Raw genomic sequence first — 26,900 nt, forward strand, 5'->3', positions numbered from 1 at the left:
GTTAGGCCGCCACGCCAAGATCCGTCTCATCCGTCTCTTCTAACACGACCGCGATATCCAGAACCGGCTCGGTTTCTTCCTCGGAAAGCTTTGCCTCTGTGTCGAAGGCCGACATTGCATCGACCATCTGACCGGCGAGACTTGCGGCTTCGGAGGCATCCGCAACGTCTTCCGTTCCACTCTGACCAGAAAGCTCTTCATCCACCTCTGTGGCGTCGTTTTCATCGATGTCCACTTCGCTCGTTTCCGCCTCTAGAGTTTCCGAACCGTCTCCGAGGACGCCCACATCTTCGCCGGCATTCTCGTCGCTTTTGGACTCGGCCACCTCGCCGCCGATTTCCGTGCTTTCACCGGCATCGGATTCCGGTGCCCCGCCCGCGTCGTCACCGTTTTCGAACGCGAAACGTATGTCCGCGGCAATCCCGCTATCACCGACATCATTGAGATAGGTTCCGACCGTCTCTATTGTGTTCCCTTCGATATCTTCTCCCACGATCTCGGTTTCCAGAGAGATCTCGATCACGCCCGCGTCCTCGATCGATTGTAGCTCGCCCGCCTCGCTCTGACCGTTCTCGTTGAGGTCCCGCCAGAGAAGAAGGCCCGCATAATCGGAATCGGCTTCGTTGATCGCGCCATCGCCATTCTCGTCGAGGGTGGCGAGAGCCGTGAAACCGGTCGAGGCCTCGTCCGGCGCAAAGGCCTCGGAGAACAGTTCGGAGAGATCGTTGATGATACCGTCACCGTTCCGGTCGAGGGCGAGCAACGCATCGTCGCCTGAAATCCACCCGGTCCGCTCCGCGATTCCGTCGAGGTCCATATCGAAATATGCCGAACTCTCCGCGAGCGAGATCAACTCGACTCCGTCGCCGTCCAGATCCAGCACCAGCGGATCGACCTGGTTCACCGCGGTCACCAGATCCGCATAGCCGTATGTGACATCGGTAAACTCGATGCTCTCCACATCGCTCGAGATCGAGACGGAGTCGCCGTCGCCGAAATCGATCGTCACCGACGTGCTGTCGCCGCTCTTGCTGACGGCCGCGGCAAAAGCGTGACTGACCTTGATCACGTCATCGCCTGCCCCGCCGAAGAGCGTGTCGGCTCCATTGCCAGCATGCAGGACATCGTTACCGGTACCGCCGGACACGATGTCCGATCCCGCATCGCCGTAGAGCGTGTCGTCGCCCTGATCGCCATAGAGCGTATCGTTGCCGGCACCGCCATAGACAATATCGTTGCCGTCAGAGGTCAAACCGGCCTGGCCGCCATAGACAACGTCGTCGCCGGCATCGCCGTAGACCGTATCGTCATACGTATCGCCATAGACGATATCCGCGCCGTCGCCGCCGTGAACCGCGTCGTTACCGTGCGAGCCGTGCAGCGTGTCCGAACCCTCGCCGCCATAGACGACATCGTCATCCCAGGACGCATCAACGGCATCGTTGCCCGTGCCGCCATAGATCGTGTCGTCGCCGTAACCGCCATTGACACTGTCATTGCCCGCTCCGGACGCAATCGCCTCCGTATCCGTACCGCCCGTAACGGTGTCATCGCCCGCCGTGCCCGTAACCACGACTGTCCCGTCCTCGAGACGCACTTCCTCCACCTCATGGAAACGCGTCAGGTCAGACCCGTCAGACGTCACCACAGTGTCGATGCCGTCGCCCCCGTAAACCACGTCAAGGCCGTCGTCGTAAATGATGTCATTGCCGGTACCGCCGTAAACGACATCCGCACCATCGCCGCCATAAAGCGTATCGTCGGCCGCTTCGCCATAAAGCGTGTCGTTACCCGTACCGCCATAGAGCACGTCGCTGCTATCGGATACCACGCCCTGGCCGCCATGGACCTCGTCGTCACCGGAGCCGCCATAGACCGTGTCCGAGCCCTGGTCGCCATAGACGATGTCCGAACCCTCCTCGCCGTGAACAACGTCGTTGCCGACAGAGCCGTGCAGCGTGTCCGAACCCTCACCGCCGTAAACCGTGTCCTGATCGTAGGACGCGTCGACATAGTCCGCGCCGGACCCGCTATAGATCGTGTCGTTGCCGGAACCGCCATTCACGCTGTCGTTGCCGGCTCCGGTCGCAATCACCTCCGATGCCCCATCACCAACAAGACTGTCACCGCCCGCCGTGCCCGTAACCACGACCGTCCCGTCCTCAAGCTGGACCTCTGTGACATTGTAAAAACGCGAGATGTCCGACACGTCGGACGTCACCACAGTGTTGGAACCGGAACCGCCGTAAACAACATCCAGACCATCGTCATAGATGATGTCGTTACCGGTGCCCCCATAGACCGTGTCCGAGCCCGCGCCGCCATAAAGCGTGTCGTCGCCGGCATCGCCGTAGACCATGTCCTCGCCGGCATCGCCATAGACCGTGTCGTTGCCGTCATTGCCCGCGACCGTATCGTTGCCGTCACCGCCCTCGGCATAGTCATCGCCGGCGCCGCCGGACACCAGATCGTTGCCAACTCCACCATAAAGCGTGTCGTCGCCAGCGCCGCCATCCAGCGTGTCATCCTCAGCGCTGCCGCTCAGCGTGTCAGAACCCGCACTGCCAACGAGAGAGTCGTCGCCCGACGATAGCAGCACCGTCCCGTCCTCGAGACGCACTTCCTCCACCTCATGGAAACGCGTCAGGTCAGACCCGTCAGACGTCACCACAGTGTCGATGCCGTCGCCCCCGTAAACCACGTCAAGGCCGTCGTCGTAAATGATGTCATTGCCGGTACCGCCGTAAACGACATCCGCACCATCGCCGCCATAAAGCGTATCGTCGGCCGCTTCGCCATAAAGCGTGTCGTTACCCGTACCGCCATAGAGCACGTCGCTGCTATCGGATACCACGCCCTGGCCGCCATGGACCTCGTCGTCACCGGAGCCGCCATAGACCGTGTCCGAGCCCTGGTCGCCATAGACGATGTCCGAACCCTCCTCGCCGTGAACAACGTCGTTGCCGACAGAGCCGTGCAGCGTGTCCGAACCCTCACCGCCGTAAACCGTGTCCTGATCGTAGGACGCGTCGACATAGTCCGCGCCGGACCCGCTATAGATCGTGTCGTTGCCGGAACCGCCATTCACGCTGTCGTTGCCGGCTCCGGTCGCAATCACCTCCGATGCCCCATCACCAACAAGACTGTCACCGCCCGCCGTGCCCGTAACCACGACCGTCCCGTCCTCAAGCTGGACCTCTGTGACATTGTAAAAACGCGAGATGTCCGACACGTCGGACGTCACCACAGTGTTGGAACCGGAACCGCCGTAAACAACATCCAGACCATCGTCATAGATGATGTCGTTACCGGTGCCCCCATAGACCGTGTCCGAGCCCGCGCCGCCATAAAGCGTGTCGTCGCCGGCATCGCCGTAGACCATGTCCTCGCCGGCATCGCCATAGACCGTGTCGTTGCCGTCATTGCCCGCGACCGTATCGTTGCCGTCACCGCCCTCGGCATAGTCATCGCCGGCGCCGCCGGACACCAGATCGTTGCCAACTCCACCATAAAGCGTGTCGTCGCCAGCGCCGCCATCCAGCGTGTCATCCTCAGCGCTGCCGCTCAGCGTGTCAGAACCCGCACTGCCAACGAGAGAGTCGTCGCCCGACGATAGCAGCACCGTCCCGTCCTCGAGACGCACTTCCTCCACCTCATGGAAACGCGTCAGGTCAGACCCGTCAGACGTCACCACAGTGTCGATGCCGTCGCCCCCGTAAACCACGTCAAGGCCGTCGTCGTAAATGATGTCATTGCCGGTACCGCCGTAAACGACATCCGCACCATCGCCGCCATAAAGCGTATCGTCGGCCGCTTCGCCATAAAGCGTGTCGTTACCCGTACCGCCATAGAGCACGTCGCTGCTATCGGATACCACGCCCTGGCCGCCATGGACCTCGTCGTCACCGGAGCCGCCATAGACCGTGTCCGAGCCCTGGTCGCCATAGACGATGTCCGAACCCTCCTCGCCGTGAACAACGTCGTTGCCGACAGAGCCGTGCAGCGTGTCCGAACCCTCACCGCCGTAAACCGTGTCCTGATCGTAGGACGCGTCGACATAGTCCGCGCCGGACCCGCTATAGATCGTGTCGTTGCCGGAACCGCCATTCACGCTGTCGTTGCCGGCTCCGGTCGCAATCACCTCCGATGCCCCATCACCAACAAGACTGTCACCGCCCGCCGTGCCCGTAACCACGACCGTCCCGTCCTCAAGCTGGACCTCTGTGACATTGTAAAAACGCGAGATGTCCGACACGTCGGACGTCACCACAGTGTTGGAACCGGAACCGCCGTAAACAACATCCAGACCATCGTCATAGATGATGTCGTTACCGGTGCCCCCATAGACCGTGTCCGAGCCCGCGCCGCCATAAAGCGTGTCGTCGCCGGCATCGCCGTAGACCATGTCCTCGCCGGCATCGCCATAGACCGTGTCGTTGCCGTCATTGCCCGCGACCGTATCGTTGCCGTCACCGCCCTCGGCATAGTCATCGCCGGCGCCGCCGGACACCAGATCGTTGCCAACTCCACCATAAAGCGTGTCGTCGCCAGCGCCGCCATCCAGCGTGTCATCCTCAGCGCTGCCGCTCAGCGTGTCAGAACCCGCACTGCCAACGAGAGAGTCGTCGCCCGACGATAGCAGCACCGTCCCGTCCTCGAGACGCACTTCCTCCACCTCATGGAAACGCGTCAGGTCAGACCCGTCAGACGTCACCACAGTGTCGATGCCGTCGCCCCCGTAAACCACGTCAAGGCCGTCGTCGTAAATGATGTCATTGCCGGTACCGCCGTAAACGACATCCGCACCATCGCCGCCATAAAGCGTATCGTCGGCCGCTTCGCCATAAAGCGTGTCGTTACCCGTACCGCCATAGAGCACGTCGCTGCTATCGGATACCACGCCCTGGCCGCCATGGACCTCGTCGTCACCGGAGCCGCCATAGACCGTGTCCGAGCCCTGGTCGCCATAGACGATGTCCGAACCCTCCTCGCCGTGAACAACGTCGTTGCCGACAGAGCCGTGCAGCGTGTCCGAACCCTCACCGCCGTAAACCGTGTCCTGATCGTAGGACGCGTCGACATAGTCCGCGCCGGACCCGCTATAGATCGTGTCGTTGCCGGAACCGCCATTCACGCTGTCGTTGCCGGCTCCGGTCGCAATCACCTCCGATGCCCCATCACCAACAAGACTGTCACCGCCCGCCGTGCCCGTAACCACGACCGTCCCGTCCTCAAGCTGGACCTCTGTGACATTGTAAAAACGCGAGATGTCCGACACGTCGGACGTCACCACAGTGTTGGAACCGGAACCGCCGTAAACAACATCCAGACCATCGTCATAGATGATGTCGTTACCGGTGCCCCCATAGACCGTGTCCGAGCCCGCGCCGCCATAAAGCGTGTCGTCGCCGGCATCGCCGTAGACCATGTCCTCGCCGGCATCGCCATAGACCGTGTCGTTGCCGTCATTGCCCGCGACCGTATCGTTGCCGTCACCGCCCTCGGCATAGTCATCGCCGGCGCCGCCGGACACCAGATCGTTGCCAACTCCACCATAAAGCGTGTCGTCGCCAGCGCCGCCATCCAGCGTGTCATCCTCAGCGCTGCCGCTCAGCGTGTCAGAACCCGCACTGCCAACGAGAGAGTCGTCGCCCGACGATAGCAGCACCGTCCCGTCCTCGAGACGCACTTCCTCCACCTCATGGAAACGCGTCAGGTCAGACCCGTCAGACGTCACCACAGTGTCGATGCCGTCGCCCCCGTAAACCACGTCAAGGCCGTCGTCGTAAATGATGTCATTGCCGGTACCGCCGTAAACGACATCCGCACCATCGCCGCCATAAAGCGTATCGTCGGCCGCTTCGCCATAAAGCGTGTCGTTACCCGTACCGCCATAGAGCACGTCGCTGCTATCGGATACCACGCCCTGGCCGCCATGGACCTCGTCGTCACCGGAGCCGCCATAGACCGTGTCCGAGCCCTGGTCGCCATAGACGATGTCCGAACCCTCCTCGCCGTGAACAACGTCGTTGCCGACAGAGCCGTGCAGCGTGTCCGAACCCTCACCGCCGTAAACCGTGTCCTGATCGTAGGACGCGTCGACATAGTCCGCGCCGGACCCGCTATAGATCGTGTCGTTGCCGGAACCGCCATTCACGCTGTCGTTGCCGGCTCCGGTCGCAATCACCTCCGATGCCCCATCACCAACAAGACTGTCACCGCCCGCCGTGCCCGTAACCACGACCGTCCCGTCCTCAAGCTGGACCTCTGTGACATTGTAAAAACGCGAGATGTCCGACACGTCGGACGTCACCACAGTGTTGGAACCGGAACCGCCGTAAACAACATCCAGACCATCGTCATAGATGATGTCGTTACCGGTGCCCCCATAGACCGTGTCCGAGCCCGCGCCGCCATAAAGCGTGTCGTCGCCGGCATCGCCGTAGACCATGTCCTCGCCGGCATCGCCATAGACCGTGTCGTTGCCAACTCCACCATAGAGCGTGTCGTCGCCAGCTCCGCCATCCAGCGTGTCATCACCAGCACTGCCGCTCAGAAGAACCGCGCCGTTGGTCCCGACATGCACGACAGTGCCGTTCTCAAGGCGCAGTTCCTCGACATCGAGGAAACGCGACAGATCGGAATAGTCGGTCGTGAAGACGACGTCCCAGCCGTCGCCGCCATAGACCTGATCCTGGCCGTCGTCATAAAGGAAGTCGTTCCCGGTACCGCCATAGAGCGTGTCTACGCCTGCGCCGCCGCGGACGGAATCCTCGCCGTCGCCACCCGAGACAACATCGTTGCCCTCGCCGCCATCGACGAAATCGTTCCCGGAACCGCCGTCGATCTGATCGTCCCCGGCCTCACCGGAGATATCGTCGTTACCGGCGCCGCCAACGGCCCGGTCGGCCCCGTCGCCGCCGAGGATCACGTCCGCGCCGTCGCCGCCATAAAGCGTGTCGTTGCCGGACTCCCCGATCAGCGTGTCCTCGCCGTCGCCACCGGAAGCAACATCGTCGCCTTCCGCACCGGCCAGGCTGTCATCGCCGCCGGCACCATAGAGTGTGTCGTTACCGTCGCCGGCGAGCAGGGTGTCTCCGCCTTCGGCACTGAAAAGAATCCGCGTGCCATCGTCGAGATGGATTTCCTCTATGTCGTGGAACCGGGACAGGTCGGATGCAACAGACGCAAGAACCGTATCCTTGCCGCTGCCGCCGTAAACCACATCTAGCCCATCGTCCAGGATGACATCGTCTCCGGAGCCGCCATAGACCGTGTCCGCACCCGCTCCGGCGTCGATCGTGTCGCTGCCAGCACCGGCGCTGACCACATCGTTCCCCGACGTTCCGGAGACAGAGTCCGCCCCCGACGAACCGAGCAGAATACGGCTGCCGTCAGTCGTCCGGATTTCTTCGATATCGACGAGGCGCTCGAATTCGAGCTCGGTATCCGTATAGACCACGTCATAGCCAGCGCCGCCATCGACCACGTGATCAAAACTGTCCGCATAGAGCGTATCGTCGCCGTCGCCGCCGCTCAGCGTGTCGGCACCTTCACCGCCAGAGAGAACATCGGCACCGGCTCCGCCATAGAGCGCGTTGGCAGCGCCGTTCCCGATCAGCGTATCGGCATAGGCTGAACCGATCACACCCTCGATCCCGGACAGCGTGTCCCCATCCGCGTCTCCGCCGGAACCCAACCCCGTCGAGAGATCGACCAACACGCCTTCCGAGGAGTTCTCGTAAGTGACCACGTCGTCTCCCGAGAACCAAACCGGAAGCGCCGGCTCCAAGACACCCGACTCCACCTGGAAGTCACGAACCTCGAACAGAACCTCCCCGCTGCCCGCACGCGGCCAAGACTCCGTCGAGGGATCCCACGCAACAAGATTCATTGTCGGATTGCTGATGCTGACCGGTGCCGTTACCCAAACCTGCTGCCACCCGTCGCCAAGATCCTTGATCCCGGACGTGACACCGCTCACACCCAGATCGTTCATGCTGCCGTCCGACAGATCGAACGTCACATCTCTCGGGTCGCCGTCGCTCAGGTTCAGGATCAAGGTCGAACGCGAATCCGCGCGCACGACCACCGACACAGTGACATCCTCGCCAGTGTCGAGACCACTCAGTCCATGAGACAGATAATAATACTCACTCGTCGTACCGTCCTGGACGGCATACACGCCATCGTCGGATCCGGTCACCAAAAGGCCGCTTGCCGACCAGCCCGTAAGATCGCCCCCGCCGGCCGTCAGATCCCCGTAATCGTCACCGCCTCCATGAAGCGCGTCCGAACCCGCTCCACCGTCAAGAGTATCATCGCCCAATCCACCCAGAAGCGTGTCAGATCCATCACCACCGGAGAGAACATCGTCACCGGCTCCGCCGGACATCAAATCCGAACCAGCGCCTCCAACAAGCGTGTCCGAACCAGATCCGCCCACCTGGACGCGCGTCCCATCCTCAAGCTGGATAACCTCCACTTCGTGGAAACGCGACAGGTCCGACACGTCGGACGTCACAACAGTGTCGACACCGGAACCGCCGTAAACAACGTCAAGACCGTCGTCATGAAGAACGTCGTTCCCCGTGCCGCCATAAAGCGTGTCCGAACCCGCACCGCCATAGACCACGTCGTCACCGGCATCGCCCCAGACCGTGTCCTCGCCGTCGCCGCCATGGACCGTGTCGTTACCGTCATTGCCCGAAACCGTGTCGTTACCAGCCCCTCCCGAGAGCAAGTCGCCGCCGTCGCCTCCATCCACGGCGTCATTCCCAGCGCCGCCCGAGACAGTATCGCCGCCGCCGCCGCCGCTCAGCGAGTCGGAACCGTCGCCGCCGGACAGCACATCGTCGCCCAAACCGCCCTGCAGATAATCGTCGCCGCCGTCGCCCTGAACGACGTCATCGCCGTCGCCGCCACTCAGCGTGTCAGTACCTTCACCGCCAGAGAGAACATCACTCCCCGCGCCGCCGGACACAACATCATTCCCGGTGCCGCCAAGGAGCGTATCGTCGCCGTCGCCGCCGCTCAGCGTGTCGGCACCATCGCCGCCCGACAACACGTCGGCTCCGGCTCCGCCATAGAGCGCGTTGGCAGCGCCGTTCCCGATCAGCGTATCGGCATAGGCTGAACCGATCACACCCTCGATCCCGGACAGCGTGTCCCCATCCGCGTCTCCGCCGGAACCCAACCCCGTCGAGAGATCGACCAACACGCCTTCCGAGGAGTTCTCGTAAGTGACCACGTCGTCTCCCGAGAACCAAACCGGAAGCGCCGGCTCCAAGACACCCGACTCCACCTGGAAGTCACGAACCTCGAACAGGGCCTCACCGGTACCACCGCGAGGCCAAGGCTCCGTCGAGGGATCATACGCTACGAGATAGATTGCGGGATCGCTGTTGCTCGGATAAGCCCGCATCCAGACTTGGAACCAACCATCGCCAAGATCGTTGATACCGAACCCCGACGGGCTCGTGTTCAAAGATCCGGAAACGCCAGTGGACAAGTCGAATGTCGCCGTCTGACTGAGGTCGTCTTCAAGGCTGAGCGCAAGTGTCGTGCGCGACAATGAACGGACTGCAAGTGAGATCGTTAGCTCTTCACTGGTGGAGACTCCACTCAAACCGTAATGGGTCTGGTAGTAAGCGGTCCTCGTATCATCGGAAACCGTATACACGCCATCGTCGGATCCGCTCACCAAAAGGCCGCTTGCCGACCAGCCCGTAAGATCGCCCCCGCCGGCCGTCAGATCCCCGTAATCATCACCGCCTCCATGAAGCGCGTCCGAACCCGCCCCTCCATCGAGAGTATCATCGCCCAATCCACCCAGAAGCGTGTCAGATCCATCCCCGCCGGAGAGAACGTCGTCACCGGAACCGCCGGATATCAAATCCGAACCAGCGCCTCCAACAAGCGTGTCCGAACCAGATCCGCCCGACAACATGTCATCGCCAGCGCCTCCAATATGCACCAAAGTTCCGTCCTCAAGGCGCAGCTCCTCAACATCGTGGAAACGCGAAATGTCGGAATAATCCGTTGTAAAGACGACGTCCCAGCCGTCACCGCCATAAACTTGATCCTGACCATCGTCATAGAGGAAATCGTTCCCAGCACCGCCATAGAGCGTGTCTACGCCTGCGCCGCCGCGGACGGAATCCTCGCCGTCACCACCCGAGACAACATCGTTGCCTTCGCCGCCATCGACGAAATCGTTACCTATGCCGCCGTCGATCTGATCGTCCCCGGCCTCACCGGAGATATCGTCGTTACCGGCGCCGCCAACGGCCCGGTCGGCCCCGTCGCCGCCATGGACCACATCATCGCCGTCGCCACCGTCCAGGAGGTCGGCTCCGCCACCGCCCCCCAATGTGTCATTGCCGGCTCCGCCAATGAGAGAGTCGACATTCGAGCCACCGACTAAGCTGTCAGACAATCCCGTGCCGAAGGTCACAATACTGCCATCGTCGACCCGGATTTCCTCCACGTCATGGAAGCGGTCGAGATCCGAGGCATCCGACGTGTAGACAGTGTCCGAACCGTCACCGCCATAGACCACGTCCAGACCGTCGTCGTGGATCACGTCATTGCCGATACCGCCATAGACCGTGTCGGTGCCACTGCCTCCCGACACCGTGTCGTCTCCGGCGCCAGCATCCAAAATGTCGTCACCCCCCAGACCCAGAACCAGATCCGCATCGGACGTCGCCGTCAGGTCATCGGATGTGTCCGTTCCCGCGACGACAAGCGCTCCGTCCTGGAGCCGGATTTCCTCCACGTCATGGAAACGCCCCAGATCCGTGGCATCGCTCGTATAGACGGTGTCCAAACCGTCGCCGCCATAAATCGTATCGGTACCGTCGTCATGGATCACGTCATTGCCGGAACCTGCCGAGACGATGTCAGCACCTGCACCACCATCAAGACTGTCATCGCCGTCGCCACCGTCCAGGAGATCGGCTCCGCCACCGCCCCCCAATGTGTCATTGCCGGCTCCGCCAATGAGAGAGTCGACATTCGAGCCACCGACTAAGCTGTCAGACAATCCCGTGCCGAAGGTCACAATACTGCCATCGTCGACCCGGATTTCCTCCACGTCATGGAAGCGGTCGAGATCCGAGGCATCCGACGTGTAGACAGTGTCCGAACCGTCACCGCCATAGACCACGTCCAGACCGTCGTCGTGGATCACGTCATTGCCGATACCGCCATAGACCGTGTCGGTGCCACTGCCTCCCGACACCGTGTCGTCTCCGGCGCCAGCATCCAAAATGTCGTCACCCCCCAGACCCAGAACCAGATCCGCATCGGACGTCGCCGTCAGGTCATCGGATGTGTCCGTTCCCGCGACGACAAGCGCTCCGTCCTGGAGCCGGATTTCCTCCACGTCATGGAAACGCCCCAGATCCGTGGCATCGCCCGTATAGACGGTGTCCAAACCGTCGCCGCCATAAATCGTATCGGTACCGTCGTCATGGATCACGTCATTGCCGGAACCTGCCGAGACGATGTCAGCACCTGCACCACCATCAAGACTGTCATCGCCGTCGCCACCGTCCAGGAGGTCGGCTCCGCCACCGCCCCCCAATGTGTCATTGCCGGCTCCGCCGGAAATCGTCTCGTCTGAATTACTTCCGATAACTTCATCACCGGCGGCCGAGGCCGTCACGATCTCGACATCCGAGATAACGTCACCCTCCGCGGCGCCACCGGTCCCGGAACCGTTTTCGAGGTCTACCGTGACCGAAGATGACGACTGGGAGTAATCGACGGCGTCCGTACCGTCCCCGCCGAGGATCGTGTCCGCTCCGGAACCGGCCTGCACGGTGTCGTTGCCGCCGCCACCGACAATGCTGTCATTTCCGTCGCCGTCACTCAGGAGATCGTCGCCCGCCCCGGCGAGTAGCGTGTTCTCACCGGCACTGCCAAAGAGCGTGTCGTCTCCGCTGCCGCCCACAACGCCTTCGAAACCGTCGATGCTGTCACCGTCCGCATCCCCGCCGCTGGCCGTATTCGCGCCGAGATCGACGGAAACGCCGATCGTGTCATTCTCGTAGGAAACGAAGTCGTCCCCGGCACCGCCGATAAGCGTGTCCGCACCGCCGTTCCCTTCGAGGAAATCGTCATCATTGCCGCCATCGAGACTGTCGTCGCCCTCGTTTCCGATCAGGCGGTCGCCGCCCGCCAGACCGAAGAGCGTGTCGTTACCGCCGGCGCCGGACATGAAATTGGCTCCGGCATCGCCGGAAAGCAGATCGTCGCTTTCCGTGCCGGTGACCGCCTCGCCCAGCATGTCATCGATCGTTATTTCCGCCGAAGCGCCTTCGATGATCCCCAGAACGGCATTTGTGAGCGCGACGGTGAGCATCACCGACTGTCCGTCGATCCGCCCGTTGTCCCTCAGATTGACGGAGACAGTCTTTGCCTTCTCGCCTTTCGCGAAACTGAGCGTCGTGTCCGTCGGGACATCGTAGTCAGTGCCCGCAACGGCGGTGTTCGAACCGTCCGAGAAATCGAGATCGACCGACGCTTCGCGGCTCGCATCGCCCTCGCGGCGGATTATGAAGAACGCCTGCCCATCGTCTTCGGAGACGGTGTCGGAAACGGCTTCGATGGTGAAGCGCCCGAAACCGAAATCCTCCGTCGTGAGCGCGCGCCCGACACCGGAGACGGTCTGAAGCGCACCGCCGACATCGAACACGGCATCGTCATCGAACAGGGTCTGGTTGGCGACGATATCCAGAACGGCGTCGGTTTCGGCGGTCGCATCCGCCATATCGAGGGCGAGACGGTCGCCGGCATCGGCATCGAAATCCGTGATTTCGGTACTGCCGGAACCATCCGCCGCAAGTAGGAACAGGTCCGCACCGAGCCCGCCCGTAGCGAGGTCGCTGCCGGTCCCGCCGGCAAGCGTGTCGTCCCCTTCGCCGCCGTCGAGCGTGTCGTTGCCCGCGGCGCCGGAAATCAGATCCGCGCCGGCCTCGCCGGAGATTTCATTCGCGCCGCCGTCACCGGCAAGCGTGTCGTCGCCGCTGCCGCCGATCAGATTCTCGATGCCCGAAAGTACGTCCCCGTCGGCCTCGCCGGCAGTTCCGGCACCGGCCGCGAGATCCACCGAAACGGCGGAGTCCGCCTGCCGGTAGTCCGCGGCATCGACACCGTCGCCGCCTTCCAGCGTGTCGGCGCCCGCGCCGCCATCGAGCGTGTCGTCGCCGGAGCCGCCGATCAGGCTGTCCGCGCCCGCGCCGCCAGAGAGCTCGTCATTGCCGGCTGCGCCGTCGAGCACGTTGTCGGCGTCGGAACCGATCAGTGTGTCGTCATTCGCCGATCCGTCGACATTCTCGACATTCGAATAGCTGTCCTCGTCGGCATCGCCGTAAGTGCCGGTGCCGCTCGCGAGATCGACCTCCACCGCTTCCTCGGAAGCCGAATAATCGACGAGATCCGTGCCCTCGCCGCCGTCGATGGTATCGCCGCCGCCGCTGCCGACCACGGTATCGTCGCCGGAACCGCCGGAAATCAGGTCCGCGCGCGCGCCGCCGTCGAGCAGGTCCGCGCCCTCGCCGCCGTCGAGCGTGTCGCGTCCCTCACCGCCGAGCACCGTATCGGCCCCGTCACCGCCTTCGAGCGCGTCGTCGCCCTCGCCGCCGTCGATGATGTCCGAACCCGCGCCGCCATCGACGCTGTCCGCGCCGCTCGCGGCCAGCATCACGTCGGCACCGCCGCCGCCGACGAGCGTCTCGTCCCCGCTCGAGCCGTAGAGGCTGTCGTCGCCGTCCGCGCCCTGAAGCTGCGTAAAGTACTCGCCCGCATGCAGCTGCGAATTCTTTCCGGTCGCCGCGGTGACCGTATCGCCGTCGGCCGTGCCGGCGTAGTCGATCAGATCCATATCACCCGAAAGCATTAACTTCAGGTGCTCCGCGAAGATTTGGGTTGTCTTGCCGTCCGCCGCGTAGACGTTCGCCATGTTCGTCACATAGCCTTGCGACAGATTTCTGTATGTCGTCTTACTGAAGTCGCCTTCCGGCGCCGTCTTTCCGGCATTGTAATCGTCGATGAAGACGATGTGCTCGACCTCGTAATTCTGCAGGATCGTCGTGCCGCGGCCGAGCGTGCTGGCGACCACGAGATGGCCGTCGCCGTTCTTGTAGATGTCGTAATCGCCGCGGGAGCCTTCGAACTGGACGATGTCGTAATCGTCCACGCCGCCGGTGTCCTGGATGACGTCGACACCGAGATCGACGCCGCCGCCGGTCACGAAGATCAGGTCGCTGCCCGCACCGCCGTCGACCGTGTCGTCGCCGAGACCGCCCGCCAAGGTATCGTCGCCGGCATCGCCGGAAACCCGGTCGTCCCCGGCGCCGCCGAAGACGGTATCCCGGCCGTCGCCGCCGCGGACCGTGTCTGCGTCCGCATTGCCGTAGACCATGTCGTCGCCGGCACCGCCCGAGACGAAGTCGGCGCCGTCATTGCCCTGCAGGATGTCGTTGCCCGCGCCGCCATCGACATGGTCGGAGTTCTGGCCGCCGAAGATGGAATCCTGACCATCCTCGCCATGCAGCGAGTCGTTGCCGAGATTACCGTAGATGCGGTCGTCGCCGGCACCGCCGCCCGCCCAGTCGTCGCCGCCCTCGCCATGAATCAGGTCCTGCCCGTTGCCGCCGAGCAGCGTATCGCTCGTATTGTCCTCCCAGGTCCCGGTGCCGAGCAGCGTGTCGTCGCCGTCGCCGCCGTCCATGTAGTCCCGGCCCTGATTGCCGAGCAGGAAATCGTGACCCGCTCCGCCATAGAGCTGGTCGTCATGCTGGCCGCCATAGAGCGTGTCGTTCCCGCCGACGCCGTAGATCGTGTCGTTGCCCTGGTTGCCGTAGATCAGGTCGGCGCCGCTGCCCGCGGTATAGTTCTGATTTCCCGACCCCAGAAGGGTTCCGCTGCCGCTCGCGTGCGGGACGCCGCCGCTCGGCATAGAGGGGAAGGCGCTGAGTTCGTAGGGATCGAAGCTCGGCAGCGACCCGTTGACGATAGCCCCGCCGAGATCGTTGCCCGCCAGGTCGACGAAGCGGATCTCCTCGATCGTATTGCCGATCAGTTGCAACTCGCCGCCGGCGTCGGTGAAGATCGTCAGGACGGAATCGTCCTGATAGAGCGTCACGTCGTTGCGGTCGAAGCCGACCAGTTCCAGCACGTCGGTGCCGCCGTTCACGCCGGAATCGTAGATGACCAGCGCCGCCTCGTCGCCGACCGCGAAATCGGCCGTGAAGCGGTAGACATCGCCGTCGTCGCCGCCGTCGAGGAAGGAGAAGCCCTTGCCGCCGACCAGGGTGTCCGCCCCCTGCTGGCCAAGCACGACATCCTCCTGCTGCCCGCCATAGAGTTCGTCGTTGCCCCGGTTGCCATGCAGCCAGTCCTCGCCCTGGTTGCCGTAGACCACGTCGTCGCCCTGGCCGCCGAAGATCGTGTCGCTGGACGTGTCCACGTTGAAACCGCCGCCGACATAGCCGCCGTAGAGCGTGTCGTTGCCCTGGTTGCCGTAGATCATGTCCGCGCCGGTGGCGCCGCGCACGATGTCGTCGCCCTCGCCGCCGGACAGAAGGTCGTCGCCGTCATGGCCGATGATGTTGTCGGCGCCGCCGCCGCCGAGGATCCTGTCGTCCTGGTCGCTGCCGTCGAGCTCGTCGTTATGGCCCGAGCCTTCCAGTTCCTCGATCCCGATCAGCGTGTCGGCCTCGCCGTCGGTCCCGCCGTATTGCGCCCCGAGCCCGGCCTTCACGCCGCTCGTGGAATAGGCGTAGCTCACCCGGTCGATCCCGGCCCCGCCGTCGATCAGGTCGCTGCCCGCGCCGCCGATCAGCGCATCGTTGCCGTCGCCGCCCTCGAGCGTGTCGTCGCCCTCGCCGCCGAACAGCGTGTCGTGACCGAGATTTCCCTGCACGAAGTCGGCGCCGTTATTGCCGTAGACCACGTCGTCGCCCTGGCCGCCGAACAGCGTGTCGTTCGCCGCGTCGCCGCCGCCTTCGCTCGCGCCGCCATAGATCGTGTCGTTGCCGTGGTTGCCGTAGATCTGGTCGGCCCCGTCGCGGCCGACGAGCAGGTCCGCATGCTCGCCGCCTTCGAGCGTATCGGCGCCGCTGCCGCCGTCGAGCGTGTCGAAACCGCTATTGCCCTGGAGGAAGTCGTCGCCCTCGTCGCCGCCGATCAGGTCCTGGTCCGCGCCGCCGAACACCGTGTCGTTGCCGGAACCGCCATTGAGGGAATCGCTGCCCTCGTTACCGTAGACGATGTCGTTGCCGAGATTGCCCGCGGCCACGTCGTTGCCCTGGCCCGCATAGAGCGTATCGTCGCCCGCATCGCCGTGCAGGAAGTCGTCGTCCTGTCCGCCATAGACGGCGTCCGCGCCGGCGCCGCCATAGATGAGGTCGGCGCCCAGATTGCCGTAGAGCACGTCGTCGCCGTCCTGGCCGGCGAGATGGTCCGCGTGATCGCCGCCGGAGAGCGTGTCGTTGCCGAGACCGCCGTCGAGCGTGTCGAGACCGTCATTGCCGACGAGGAAATCGTCGCCCTCCCCGCCATGCAGCAGATCCTCGTTCTGCCCGCCGAACAGCGAATCCGCGCCCGCGCCGCCATCGAGGAAGTCGTTGCCCTGGTTGCCGTAGACGGCGTCGTCGCCCGCCTCGCCATAGAGCGCGTCGATACCGGCGCCGCCGGAGAGAATGTCCGCGCCCGCGCCCGCATAGACGAGATCGTTCCCCGCCCCGCCATTCAGGCTGTCCGACGCCCCGTCGTCGGCGCCTGGATCCTCGACGATGAACCCGCCATAGATCGTGTCGTCGCCGGCCCCGCCCTCGACCGTATCGGCCCCGCCCCGGGTGAAGAACCGGTCGTCGCCATCCCCGCCTTCGAAATGGTTCGCGTCTGCATTGCCATGGAAGGTGTCGTCGAAGCCGGAGCCGACCGCGCCTTCGATGTCGATCAGGACATCGCCGGCGGCATTGCCGCCGATGGCTTCGTTGGTTTCGAGATTTACATAGACGGCGGTGTCGTTGTCGGCATAGGAGGCCGCATCGACGCCCTCGCCACCGTAGAGCATGTCGGCCCCGACGCCGCCCTGCAGGGTATCGTTGTCCTCGCCGCCATAGAGCGTGTCATTGCCGTCGTCGCCCGCGACCAGGTCGTTCTGCTGGTTGCCGTAGAGGATATCGTTGCCGTCACCGCCGGAAACGGTGTCGTCGTCGTATTCGCCGTAGAGCGTGTCGTCTCCGAGTCCTCCAAAAACCTTGTCCCCGCCCATTCCGCCATAGGCAAGGTCGTCGTCGGCCATGCCGTCGATCCAATCCCCGTCCTTGCCGCCATAAAGCGTGTCGTTGCCGTTATTGCCGAAGAGATCGTCGGAGCCCTGGTTGCCGTAAAGCAGGTCGTTTCCGTCACCGCCCGATACCGTGTCCCAATCCGCGTTACCGAAGGCCGTGTCATCGCCATCATCGCCGATGATGATGTCCATCCCCTGGCCGCCATACAACAGATCGTCACCGAGGTTACCAAAAAGGTCGTCGTCCCCGACATTGCCGTAGACAACATCGTTGCCCTGCCCGCCGTAGAGCGTATCAGCGGCACCATTCCGGAAAGAATCTCCTGTATCGCCATAGAGCGTGTCGTTCCCGAGAGTACCGTAGATGATATCCCGGAGGTCTCCACCCATCAGGCTGTCGTCCCCCGCCCAACCGATGGTTTCCGTCAGTGCGAGGTCGAGGTCGTAATCGCGCTGGGGCACGCGGAGAGAGGCTGTCGCCCACCAGGTGAAAGCGTCCTGCATCGAGACATTGGTAAGACCCAATTGTTCGGCATGCTCGATGACACCTTCCCACTGTTCGGCGAGTTCGGTTCCGGCATGGTCGCGCCGGATGGCATCGATTTCGGCCTGATTGAGAAGGTAATTCTCGAAGAGCTGCGTGGTTTGCAGATTGATCATCAAACCCGCTATCGACGCGTCCGACGGCGTCGACTGGAGCATCTTCAGGACGAACGGACTGCCCGTCGTGTAGTCCAGGTTCTGCAGCACACCGAGAACCATGCTGTCGACGACGCTGATCGGTTCGTCGTCCGGATCCTCGTGATCCTCGCGCTTGATGGTACTGCTGCGAATAATATCGAAACCCGGGACATCGTTGTCGCCGTTCGTGGTCTTCGCGGCATTGTACTCTTGTTTGTAGATCTCGTACTGCTGCTCCGCCGCTTCCTCCAGCGCAGTCTCGCCGACGACATCGTCGCCGGTCTCGGGATCCTTGAGGAAATATTTCCGCGTGACGAAGGGGGTTCCCTGCGCGTCATCGTTCTCGTTCGGTGGAACGTAGTCCGGGTTCTTGACGAGATCGCCGGGGCGTTCGTAATGCCCTTCGGTTCCGTCCTCGTTGGTGGCGACGAAGACGAGTTCGTCGTAGAAATCGTCGTGACGCGTAAAGGTCGCAACGTATTCGTCTTTGTCGAACTGAACTTCCAGATCGTAAAGATGAAGATTCGCCGCTTCGGCATGCGCGACGCCAAGCACCTGGTTGATCACGCTCGAGACCGAGATCGCCATATTCTCGACCGTCTCGACCGGACCGCCCTCGATCGACCAACTGTCGGTGACAAGCAAATATCCGTCATCCTCGAAATCTAGGATTGCCCCTGCGCGAGGCTTGTCACGGAATGCGGCTTGGGCCATCAAGGCCGCAGTGACAGCGAAAGTGAAGCCCGCCGTGGCGAGAGAAAGAGAACCGGCTGCCGCAGCTTGACCCGCAACTTGAGTCACCGCAGCGGTGTAGCCTTTCTCAACAGCCGCGGCTATTGCGGCATCCGCTGCAAAGTTGGCTCCCAGGGCCGTCGTTGTCGCGGTTGACGCGAGGTGCGAGAGAACTGCGCGCGCCTCAGTGGGAATATCGACCGCTCGTCCCAGTTCTGAGACGATAAGTCCTACAGCTGCGCCCGCGGCGCTAACTTGGAGATTCGTTGTATTGACCAGCGCCTCAGTGAACGCTTGATCGGCAATAAGTGACCGCGCAACGTGCCCGGCGGCAGTGCTACCAACTATACGACCAACTTGTTCGCCATATTCGCCGAAGAGCTCTTCGCCGATCTCCGCGCCTAGCCTACCTCCGACATAACTCGCGCCGGATAGCGCTGCGGATTGAAGGAAAGCCTGACCGAATTGCTTAAAGGCTTGATCAAGGGTAGGATTATTTTCGAGATTGTTATCGAAATTACGCTCAATTGCGTCAGATACGACCCCTTCAAACGATCTAACAGCCGCATTAAACGCAATCTCAGTTGCTGGATCAGAAAAATTAACCACTGAAGTAATAAGGCCCGAAGCGAACCCGACAGAGAAATTAATAACATCAGATTCGGCGCCTAAAAGAGAATATTCTTCCACGTCGCTCGTTTTTACCAGAACACCGTCAACTCTCTCGTATTTTGTTTCTTCAGATATATTTTTTCCGTCGTTTATTTTGTAACCAGATACAATATCGCCATTTTCATATCTTACCCCAATTATTTTTGATTCTCCTCCTGCGGAAACAGGGAGACTCATTGCAGTATTTTCTTTCTCCCAAACAGTTTTTCCATTCTCTAAATTTCCTGCATTTCTGAATTTCGTTATTGCTGTAATTTTTCCATATAGAGGGTGGTCAATAGTTGATGTTTGAGCAAGAAATTCCTGCCCTCTATTATCTGTATAAATTTTTGTGCTAATTATTTTTATACTACCAGAAGGCAGATCACTACCATCGAAGGCCGAAAAATATTCAATTAAAGAGGTTTCCAGACTTGGCTGCTCGGGAGCCCCAACTAAATTTGTACTCTGGAAACTCCCATCTACATATTGACTCCCCCCCCCAACAAAATGGCGTGTTGCGTTGTTGTTTTCCGTCGCCCCGCCGAAAGAAAAATCAAACAAATCTCTCAAATTTGGGATTGCAGGTGGCGTCACCACATCGCCCTGTATGATTTCTGTTAGCTCTCCCGAAACGACAGCAGCAATATCATTTGGCGTCGCACCATTCACTGCCGCCTCAGCTGCATCAGCCAGACGCTCTACAACTGGGACATACTCAACAAGTATGTCTGCCCAAAGATCAGGCAATCTCCACGTATGATTTCCACCCGCAATCGAGCCAGCCCCTATGCTGACGCCAAGCGCAACCCCTACCCCCTCAATGAAATTGTCACCGAATCCAGCACTATCTACCTCGACACCAACCGTAAACGGGGTCGGACCTATATTGACACCCACACCAACTTCTGAGGAAAAGCCTTCAAACTCGTCGACGGTTGGAGGCTCTCGACCGTCGAGATTAGGCCGGTCCCAATTTTGGACAACAATCTCGCCGCTGAAGCCGACGCCGACGCCAGCCCCAAGGCTGAAAAATAATGCATCGTTACCCAAGTAGTCCTTCACATACGTAATCTCAAATTGACCACCGCCGCCAACCAAAACTTCAGCAGAAAACGAAACAGAAGTTGTCCTCGAAAGGATCGTCATACCTCACCCCTATGAAAAAATTACTTCTATTGCGATTAAAATTATCGCGTTAGAAAATATAAAAATATTAAATATCCATGCCGAACGAATTAATTTTAACTCTTTTTCACTCATCTCTCTTTTTGGCGTGCAGTATATTTGAAACGCTGTTTTATCTTTACACTTAAATCTATTAAACATAACGACAAAAATGAAATATGACATAGAGATAAGTGAAATTATTGCTATGTAAATACTTTTCATTGCTTCCAAAGACCACAATGAATTAATTAAGCCGTTCATCGTTCCCGCATCCCTTCGCTTGCATAGCGCAGCACCGGTTGCAGCACATATTCCAGCACCCGTCTTTCTCCCGTCAGAAGGTCCGCCGTCACCGACATGCCCGGCACCAGGCGCACGTCCTTGCCGTCCACGGCCAGATGTTCGTGTTCCAGTTCGATCTTCGCCGTGTAGGACAGCATCTGCGGTGCCGCCTGCGGGCCGCTGGTCGCCGCGCCCGGGGCGCCGGCGGCCTTGTTCGCGTCCTGCGGCACCACGGCGTCGGCGCTGAGGGCGACGACGCGCCCCTCGATGCTGCCGTAGCGCATGTAGTTGAAGGCGTCGATCTTCACCGCGGCCGACTGGCCGACCTCGATGAAGCCGATATCCCGGTTGGTCACCGTCGCCTCGACCGTGAGCCGGTCCTCCTCCGGCACGATGCGCATCAGCGCCTCCGAGGGCTGCACATAGCCGCCGAGCGTGTGCACCGAGAGGCCGGTGACCGTGCCTGCGACCGGCGCGGCGAGGGTGAGGCGGCCGACCCGGTCCTCCGCCTTGATCCGTTCCTGGCGCGCCGCGCTTTCGAGCTGGCGGGCCTTGTTCAGGCTCTGCTGGGTCTCCGCCTCGAAGGCGAGCAGCAGGTTGGCGGCGGTCGCCTCGGCGCTGGCCAGCGTCGCGCGCGCCTCCTCGATCCGGCTTTCCAGCACCAGCGCCTGGTGCTGCGTCTCCAGCAGCACCTGCTCGTGCTCCAGATAGACCGATTTCTGCGTCAGCTGCTTCTCGTAGAGGATGCGCTGACCCTCGACCCGCTCGGTCAGCAGCGGCAGCACGGCGCGGACCTTGGCCTGCTCGGCGCGGAGCGAGGCCAGGGTGGCGCGGGACCGGGCCGCGTCCTTCGCCGCCCGCTCGCGCTCGCCCATCAGCGCCGCCCATTCCGCCCGCAATACGCCGAGGCTTTCCGCCACCTCGTGCTCCGCCGCGCCGTCCGGCGCCGCGAAGATCTCTTCCGGCGCCAACGGCCCGCCGCCGCCGGCGAGCGCCACGGCGCCGATCAGCGCCTCGTGCCGCGCCACGTCGAGCCGGGCCGCCAGCCATTCCCGCGTCAGCTTCTCGAGATCGGCGCCGCTTTCCGTCGGGTCGAGCGAGAGCAGCGGGTCGCCCGCCGCCACCCTGGCGCCGTCCTCGACATGGATCGCGCGGACGATACCCGGCAGGCTGCTCTCCACCACCTTCACCTTGCCGCCGGGCACGATCTTGCCCGGCGCCGCGACGACGATATCGAGATGGCCGAACCAGGCCCAGATCCCGGCCAGCACCAGCATCAGCGCCATCAACGCCGGCAGCGCCAGCACCAGGCGCGAGGGCGGCGCGACCGCCGCTTCGACGCGGCTCGCGAGGAAAGCGTCGTGCAGGTCTTTCAGATCGTCATGGCCGAGGGAGCCGTCGCCGCCGGAGGCGGGCGCTGCGGCGATTGGGATATCGGATGGTTCTCCCTGATCGTCATGCCGGCGAAGGCCGGTACCCCGGGATCGCGCATCCCGCGCGCCGCTCCCCTGGGCCCCGGCCTCCGCCGGGGTGACGGTGGCGGGATGATCGGCAGACGCATGCACGGAAGCATCGCCCTCCGCCGCGCCTTCGCGGGCGAGCTCTTCCGCCGAGATTCGTTTTGGCACTATGCGGGCGAGTTCCGCCATGCCGTCCCCAACTTAGCCGCCGCCCTCCCGGAGCCGTCCGGGCGGGAAACGGGGTTACCCCAAATGCGCGGCGCTAGGACTGTGCGCCTTGCCGCTCCGTCTGCCGGTTCTGCAAGGCATCCATCCTCGCGTACCAGCCTTTCCCCCGTTGCAGCTCTTGGTGGCTGCCCTTTTCGGTAATCCTGCCGTCCTCCACCACGATAATCCGTTGCAGATGCCGGACGGAAGACAGGCGATGTGTGATTATTATCACCGTCCTTCCCTTGCAGATCTCGCCCATCCGCTCCTGGATCAGCCGCTCGGCCTCGAAATCGAGCGCCGAGGTGGCCTCGTCCAGGATCAGGATGCGCGGGTTCGTCGCCAGCGCCCGGGCCAGCACGATGCGCTGGCGCTCGCCGCCGGAAAGCTTGGCCCCGCGCTCGCCGATCACCGTGTCGTAGGCGTTCGGCAGCGAGAGGATGAAATCGTGCGCGCCGGTCAGCTTCGCCGCCGCCATGACCTGCTCCATCGGCATGGTCGGATCGGCGACGGCGATGTTCTCGCGGATCGTCCGGTTGAAAAGGAACGGGTCCTGCAGCACATGCGCCACCTGGCGCCGCAGCCAGGCCGGGTCGACCAGCGCCAGATCGACGCCGTCCACCAGGATCTTGCCTTTCTGCGGCCAGTAGAGCCGCTGGATCAGCTTGGCGATGGTGCTCTTGCCGGAACCGGACGGCCCGACGATCGCAGCGACCTCGCCCGGCGCGAGCGTGAAGCTCACCTCCTCCAGGACCTCCGGGCTGTCCTCGCCGTAGCGGAAGGAGACATTGCGGAACTCGACCCGGCCGCGGATATCCGGCAGGGCGGCGGAGCTGGTCGTCTTCGGCTCCGGCACCGCGTTCATCACCTCGCCGAGGCGGGAGACCGCGAGCAGCACCTGCTGCAGCTGGTTCCACATCTGCGCCACCCGCTGGGCCGGCGCCAATGCCCGCATGGTCATCATGTTGACGGCGACGAGCTGGCCCGCGCTGATCGACCCGTCGATCACGAAGCGCGCCCCGAGATAGAGCGTGACGACCACGGCGACCCGGTTGATCAGGGTGACCAGCTGGTTGGCGTTCTGTGTCAGTTTCTCGCTCTTCTCGCCCCAGAGGGTCTGGTCCGCCATCTGGCGCTCCCAGGAGCGCTGCAGCGCCGGCTCGACGGCAAGGCTTTTCACCGTCTCCATCCCGAACACGGTCTCGACCAGAAAGCCTTGGTTCTCGGTGAGATTGGTCGCGCGCGCCATCAGGCGCTTCTTCAGGATCGGCGTGACCACGCCGTAGACGACGAAGATCAACGCCATGCCGATGCCGACGACGAGCGCCAGGAAGGGCGCGAAATAGGCGATGACGCCGAGGAACACGACCGAGAACAGCAGGTCGATGATCGCGGTCGGGGCCGAGCCGGTGAGGAAGGAGCGGATCTGCTGCAGCTCCTGCGCCCGCTGGGTCGTCCGGCCGGTCTGCCGGCTGGCGAAGAAGCTCGCCGGCAGGGTCGAGAGATGGCGGAAGAAGCGGCCCGCCAGCTCGACGTCGATCCGGTGCGTCGCGAAGGACATCAGGCGGCCGCGCAGCACCCCCATGACGAACTCGAAGATCCCGACGGCCAGCAGGCCGATGGCGAGGATGTCGAGCGTGGTCAGCGCGCCGGTGCTCAGCACCTTGTCCATGATCAGCATGAAGAAGAGCGGCGTCGAGAGCGCGAAGATCTGCAGCAGGAAGGAGGCGATCGCCACCTCGGCGACGAGGTGCTTGTATTTCAGCAGGATCGGCACGAACCAGGAAAGCCCGAAGGGGCGCCGCTCGTCCGCCTCCTCGGTGCGCGGCGGCGAGATCTCGAGCAGGCGTCCCGAGTAAAGCCTGTCGAATTCGGCGATATCCCAGGTCGCGGGCTTGCCGCTTTCCGGGTCTGTCAGCAGCACCTTTTCGGCGCTGGCCCGCCCGACGAGCACGAATGCTGTCGCCTCGCCGCGCTTCAGCTCCGCGATCGCGGGAAGGCGCGCTTGCGAGAGCTTCGCGGATGCCACAGACCGGATCGCCGCTTCGCAGCCGAAGTGCCGTGCGACGGCAACAAAATCCTCAGCCGCCGCCGCCGCTTCCGGCATCCCGAGCTCGTGGCGCAGCCGGTGTGCTGGGACCGGAAAACCGATCAGCGCAAACAGGGCAGCCAGGGAGCGGATTCCCCCAACCTCCTCCCCGTCATTTCCTGCGCCCGGTCCCGCCACGATACCCTCAAAATAGATAAATTTTTAGATGTATCGTCACCAATACATACAAATACAGAGCTATGACGATTCCAGATTTTGGGTCAAGGCAAACGCTTCCGAGATTCGCATAATAATTCGTAGCTATTTTGAATCGTCCCTACGACGAAGCGCTATGTCTCTGATATATTTATATTTTACGAAACGGCGCGACCAATTCGCGTAACTTGCGATATCATCTTGTGCATTGAGAGAAAGAAATTCTCGGTTGGCCTATGAGAGCATCGGGATCATAGAAAACTCGAGCATATAAATTTTTAGTTGAAATTATGTGGCGTAAACTTCCGTAGCCGCGGCGACACAATGGCTTCAAGAGCATTCTCAGGAGCAGGTCTCTCGACCGGACCGCTGTAGGGCGAAATATTCTTGCTGACATTATGTTGACATGACAAAAGCGCCCGAGCGGGAGGCTTCGGGCGCTTGATGTATTGCATTGACATTATGTGATATTCTTGGTTGCGGGGGCAGGATTTGAACCTGCGACCTTCAGGTTATGAGCCTGACGAGCTACCGGGCTGCTCCACCCCGCGTTATGGGTGTGTTGATTGTGAGAGGTTAAGCTTTTTTATTTTTCGCATAGATGACCTGGCGGCGACCTACTCTCCCGCGGCTTAAGCCGAAGTACCATTGGCGCGGAGGGTTTTCACGGCCGAGTTCGGAATGGGATCGGGTGCGGGCCCCTCGCCATGACCACCAGGTCATCGATGCGAAGAATGGAACGGGGTTCGTGTTGGATGTCTGCTTTCGGCGAAGGGCAGTGCCCTTCGGTCCGGTATTTGGTTCTGTATGAGTTATGTATCAAGCCGATCGAACGATTAGTACCGGTTAGCTTCACATGTTGCCACGCTTCCACACCCGGCCTATCGACGTGGTGGTCTTCCACGGTTCTCGGCGAGACCTGGTTTCGAGGGGGGCTTCCCGCTTAGATGCCTTCAGCGGTTATCCTTTCCGCACTTAGCTACCCTGCTGTGCCGCTGGCGCGACAACAGGTCCACCAGAGGTGCGTCCATCCCGGTCCTCTCGTACTAGGGACAGCTCCTCTCAAGTCTCGAACACCCACGGCAGATAGGGACCGAACTGTCTCACGACGTTCTAAACCCAGCTCACGTACCACTTTAATCGGCGAACAGCCGAACCCTTGGGACCTGCTCCAGCCCCAGGATGTGATGAGCCGACATCGAGGTGCCAAACACTCCCGTCGATGTGGACTCTTGGGGAGTATCAGCCTGTTATCCCCGGCGTACCTTTTATCCGTTGAGCGATGGCCCTTCCACGCGGGACCACCGGATCACTATGACCGACTTTCGTCTCTGCTCGGCCTGTCGGCCTCGCAGTCAGGCAGGCTTATGCCATTGCACTCGTCAGCTGATTTCCGTCCAGCTTGAGCCTACCTTCGCGCGCCTCCGTTACTCTTTGGGAGGCGACCGCCCCAGTCAAACTACCCGCCATGCAGGGTCCCGGACCCGGATCACGGGCCGCGGTTAGATATCAAAAAACAAAAGGGCGGTATTTCAAGGGTAGCTCCACCCTGGCTGGCGCCAGTGCTTCAAAGCCTCCCGCCTATCCTACACATTCATTTCCTGATACCACTGCAAAGCTGTAGTAAAGGTGCACGGGGTCTTTCCGTCTGACCGCGGGTACTCCGCATCTTCACGGAGAATTCAATTTCGCTGAGCCAACGTTGGAGACAGCGGGGAAGTCGTTACGCCATTCGTGCAGGTCGGAACTTACCCGACAAGGAATTTCGCTACCTTAGGACCGTTATAGTTACGGCCGCCGTTTACCGGGGCTTCGATTCAAAGCTCTCACCTCTCCTCTTAACCTTCCGGCACCGGGCAGGCGTCAGACCCTATACCGCGCCTTGCGGCTTCGCAGAGCCCTGTGTTTTTAGTAAACAGTCGCCACCCCCTACTCTGTGCCACCCCCCACTGGTTGCCCAATGAGAGGTCCCCCTTCTCCCGAAGTTACGGGGGCATTTTGCCGAGTTCCTTCAACGTTGTTCTCTCAAGCGCCTTGGTATGCTCTACCAGCCCACCTGTGTCGGTTTGGGGTACGGTCTATATGGCAGGGCTATTTCCCGGAACATCCAGGCCGCACGCACAATCCAGTAAGCGCGCACGACTTCCGATATTCGTCACATCCT

The 26,900-nt window shown here is 61.9% G+C and carries 3 protein-coding genes, 1 tRNA gene and 2 rRNA genes (1 of these 6 running past the window's edge); all 6 read right to left on the reverse strand.

Annotation, left to right across the window (positions count from 1 at the left end):
• Nucleotide 1: 1 nt before the first annotated feature.
• Entirely contained in the window at nucleotides 2-18,634 is an 18,633-nt protein-coding gene (locus NUH88_RS22255; protein WP_308220089.1) for a phage head spike fiber domain-containing protein, read from the reverse strand.
• A 2,165-nt stretch (nucleotides 18,635-20,799) separates the two neighbouring features.
• A complete protein-coding gene (locus NUH88_RS04175) occupies nucleotides 20,800-22,473 on the reverse strand; it encodes an HlyD family type I secretion periplasmic adaptor subunit (RefSeq protein WP_257770145.1) in 1,674 nt (557 codons plus the stop codon).
• Nucleotides 22,474-22,546: 73 nt separating this feature from the next.
• Nucleotides 22,547-24,718, reverse strand: a complete 2,172-nt coding sequence (locus NUH88_RS04180) for a peptidase domain-containing ABC transporter (protein ID WP_257770147.1) — start codon at nucleotides 24,716-24,718, stop codon at nucleotides 22,547-22,549.
• A 492-nt stretch (nucleotides 24,719-25,210) separates the two neighbouring features.
• A tRNA-Met gene (locus NUH88_RS04185) sits at nucleotides 25,211-25,287 on the reverse strand.
• Between the two features lie 53 nt (nucleotides 25,288-25,340).
• Nucleotides 25,341-25,455 (reverse strand): 5S ribosomal RNA (gene rrf, locus NUH88_RS04190).
• A 96-nt stretch (nucleotides 25,456-25,551) separates the two neighbouring features.
• Nucleotides 25,552-26,900: ribosomal RNA gene (locus NUH88_RS04195) — 23S ribosomal RNA — on the reverse strand; it runs 1,394 nt beyond the window's last position.

It is taken from the genome of Nisaea acidiphila, assembly GCF_024662015.1.
Classification (GTDB): domain Bacteria; phylum Pseudomonadota; class Alphaproteobacteria; order Thalassobaculales; family Thalassobaculaceae; genus Nisaea; species Nisaea acidiphila.

What these genes read in the sequence shown, in the direction of transcription:
- NUH88_RS04175 (WP_257770145.1), bottom strand. Translation starts at nt 22,473, where the DNA reads ATGGCGGAACTCGCCCGCATAGTGCCAAAACGAATCTCGGCGGAAGAG.